The organism is Aeromicrobium sp. (assembly GCF_049586495.1).
Taxonomy (GTDB): domain Bacteria; phylum Actinomycetota; class Actinomycetes; order Propionibacteriales; family Nocardioidaceae; genus Aeromicrobium.
In genome coordinates this window covers 1-3,360 of record NZ_JBAVCB010000232.1, presented here as the reverse complement: position 1 = coordinate 3,360, position 3,360 = coordinate 1, and the positions used below count along the sequence as shown (strand labels likewise).

Annotated in this window: 3 protein-coding genes; all 3 read left to right on the top strand. The window is 67.8% G+C overall.

Annotated elements, in window-relative coordinates; genetic code table 11:
- Window positions 1-115: 115 nt before the first annotated feature.
- Entirely contained in the window at window positions 116-1,450 is a 1,335-nt protein-coding gene (locus WB508_RS12090; RefSeq protein WP_423845133.1) for a UDP-N-acetylmuramoyl-tripeptide--D-alanyl-D-alanine ligase, read from the top strand.
- Window positions 1,451-1,469: 19 nt separating this feature from the next.
- Window positions 1,470-2,534 carry a phospho-N-acetylmuramoyl-pentapeptide-transferase gene (gene mraY / locus WB508_RS12085; RefSeq protein ID WP_423845132.1) on the top strand — a complete coding sequence of 355 codons (1,065 nt, stop codon included), beginning with the start codon at window positions 1,470-1,472 and terminating at the stop codon, window positions 2,532-2,534.
- 10 nt (window positions 2,535-2,544) lie between these two features.
- Window positions 2,545-3,360, top strand: an 816-nt coding sequence (locus WB508_RS12080; RefSeq protein WP_423845131.1) for a Mur ligase family protein, incomplete at its 3' end; no start/stop codon positions are given.

Below are 3,360 nucleotides of genomic sequence, written 5' to 3'. Positions count from 1 at the left end.
CGGTCGTGGTGGCCGGCAAGGGCCACGAACGCGGCCAGGAGATCGCCGGCGTCGTGCAGCCCTTCGACGACCATGCGGTCATGGTCGAGCTGATGGGTGGCACCCCGTGATCGCGATGTCACTGGCCGAGATCGCCAAGGTGGTCGGGGGAGCCCTGCACGGCGACGCCGGAAGCGCACGCGTCCGACACGTCGTGATCGACTCTCGCGCGGCTGGCCCCCACACGCTGTTCGCTGCGATAGCGGGAGAACATGTGGACGGACACGACTACGCGCCGTCGGTTCTCGCGCTCGGCGGGGTCGGCACCTTGGGCTCTCGGGTGGTCGGCGGTCCCTGCATCGTGGTCGATGACGTGACCATCGCCTTGGGTCGCCTGGCTCGCCATCAGCTGGATGCGTCCACGGCCACGGTGGTCGCGATCACCGGCTCGCAGGGCAAGACCAGCGTCAAGGACCTGCTCGCACACGTCCTGGCCGGGGCCGCACCCACGGTCGCCCCCGTGGGGTCGTTCAACAACGAGCTCGGCGTGCCGCTCACGGTGCTGCGCCTCGACGAGGACACTCACTACGTCGTGGCCGAGATGGGCGCCCGCGGAGTGGGTCACATCGAGCTGTTGTGCCGTATCGCTCCGCCATCGGTGGCGGTCGTGCTCAACGTGGGCACGGCGCACATCGGTGAGTTCGGCTCGCCGGATGCGATCGCGATCGCGAAGGGTGAGCTGGTGGAGAGCCTGACCGCAGATGGCACTGCGGTCCTCAACGCCGACGATCCACGCGTCCTGGCCATGCGGTCCCGGACCACGGCCGAGATCTTGACTTTCGGAGACGCAGGAGACGTGCGTCTCGGTCCGGTCCAGGTGGACGGCTCGGGGGAACCCCATTTCACTCTGGAGCACGCGGGGCGCAGCTGTGACGTCCATGTGCCGCGGGTGGGCGCCCATCACGCCATCAACGCAGCCGCAGCCGCAGCCGCGGCGGTGGCTGCGGGGCTGGACCTGGCCGACATCGCCACGAGGTTGTCCTCGGCGGCGCCAGAATCGCCCATGCGGATGGCTCGCAGCGTCCGGGACGACGGACTGCTCGTGGTCAACGACGCCTACAACGCGAACCCTGAGTCGATGGCCGCCGCGTTGCACGCCGTCGCGGCGCTGCCACACCGGCGCAAGGTCGCGGTGCTGGGGGAGATGCTCGAGCTCGGCGACCTGTCCGAGTCGGCCCACCGCACCATCGGTCGCCTCGCGCGGGATCTCGGATACGACCGGGTGGTGGTCGTCGGATCAGGCGCCGCCGCCATCGCCGAGGGTTCTGGCGAGATTGCCGAGATCGTCGCGGACGTCGATGTGGCGATTGGCACACTATCCGCGTGGCTGACTGCGGACGACGTCGTCCTTGTGAAAGCATCCAGAGGATGTCGGCTAGAGCGGGTGGCCGACGGGCTGCTGGGCCGCTGATGGAAGGGATGCGCATCGCATGAAGGCGATCCTGTTTGCTGGCGGGTTCTCGTTGCTCGGGACCCTGCTCGGAACACGCCTGGCCATCCGCTTTCTGGTCGCCAAGGGCTACGGCCAGCTGATCCGCGACGACGGCCCCACGGCGCACCACACCAAGCGTGGCACCCCCACCATGGGTGGTCTGGTCATCATCCTTTCGGTCGTCACGGGCTATCTGCTGGCCAAGCTCGCCACCGGATTCGTCCCGAGTGCATCGGCGCTGCTGCTGCTGTTCTTGTTCGTGGGGCTGGGAGCGATCGGTTTCCTCGACGACTTCATCAAGATCCGCAAGCAACGCAACCTCGGGCTGCGCAGCAAGGCCAAGTTCATCGGTCAGGTGGTCATCGGTCTGGTGTTCGCCATCGCGGCCATCCGCCTCGAGGACGACACAGGCATCACCGTGATCACCAACTCGATCTCGTTCACCCGCGACATTCCGGGCACAGCCCTGCCGGCGTTCGCCATCGTGATCTGGGTGTTGCTGATGGTGGCTGGCGCCAGCAACGGCGTGAACCTCACAGACGGGCTCGACGGACTCGCCACCGGCGCGTCGGTCATGGTCTTCGGCGCCTTCGTCTTCATCAACATCTGGCAGAGCAATCAGAACTGCTCGTTCTATCCGGGCCCCAAGTGCTACGAGGTCCGTGACCCGCTCGACCTCGCGGTCGTCGCCTCGGCTCTGACCGGAGCCTGCTTCGGGTTCCTGTGGTGGAACGCGTCGCCAGCCAAGATCTTCATGGGTGACACCGGCTCGCTGTCCCTCGGCGGCGCCATGGCAGGGCTGGCTCTGATGACCCGCACCGAGCTGCTGCTCGTCGTGCTGGGCGGCCTGTTCGTCGCCATCACCGCGTCGGTGATCCTGCAGGTCGGGTTCTTCAAGCTGACCGGGGGCAAACGCATCTTCCGCATGGCACCTCTGCAACATCACTTCGAGCTGCTCGGGTGGGCCGAGATCACGATCGTGGTGCGGTTCTGGATCATCAGCGGCCTCGCGGTCGCCACGGGGCTCGGCATCTTCTACTACGAGTGGGTCTCCGGCATATGACCCGTCGAACGTGACCCACAGCGGGCTGGACGCGCTGGGGCGCGCGTCGTCCTGGGACGGTGTCACTGCCGTGGTGGCTGGCTTCGGCGTCAGCGGGTTCGCCGCGGCGGACACCCTGCAGCACCTCGGCGCCACCGTGGTGGTCGTCGACGAAGCCATGCGTGAGGATCAGCAGGAGAAGGCCAATCTGCTTCAGGACCTCGGCGTCGAGATGCGACTGGGCCCCGGATGTGCCGCACAGCTGCCCGCGGGTGCGGACGTCGTCATCGTGTCGCCCGGCTGGCGGCCCACCGCTCCGCTCGTCGTGGCGGCAGGCGAGCAGGGCGTGCCGGTGTGGAGCGAGGTCGAGCTCGCCTGGAGACTGCGCGGCTCGGACCCTGCACCGTGGCTGGTCGTCACCGGTACCAACGGCAAGACGACCACCGTGCAGATGCTGGAGCAGATCCTGCGCGCCGAAGGTCTCGCGGCGCACGCCGTGGGCAATGTGGGTCGCCCTGTGGTGGAGGCGGTCATGGACACCGACGACCCTGCCTCGGTGCTGGCCGTCGAGCTGTCCAGCTACCAGCTGCACTGGACCAACTCGATGTCTCCGCAAGCCAGCGTCTGTCTGAATGTGGCGCCTGACCACCTGGACTGGCACGGGGGGCTGGACGCCTACACGGCCGACAAGGGCCGGGTGTACGCGCGCACCCAGATCGCGTGCGTCTACAACGTCGAGGATCCCGTCACCGAGCGGCTGGTCGAGGAGGCCGAGGTGGTCGACGGATGCCGGGCCGTCGGGTTCACCCTGGGCATCCCGGCACCGAGCATGGTGGGACTCGTCGAC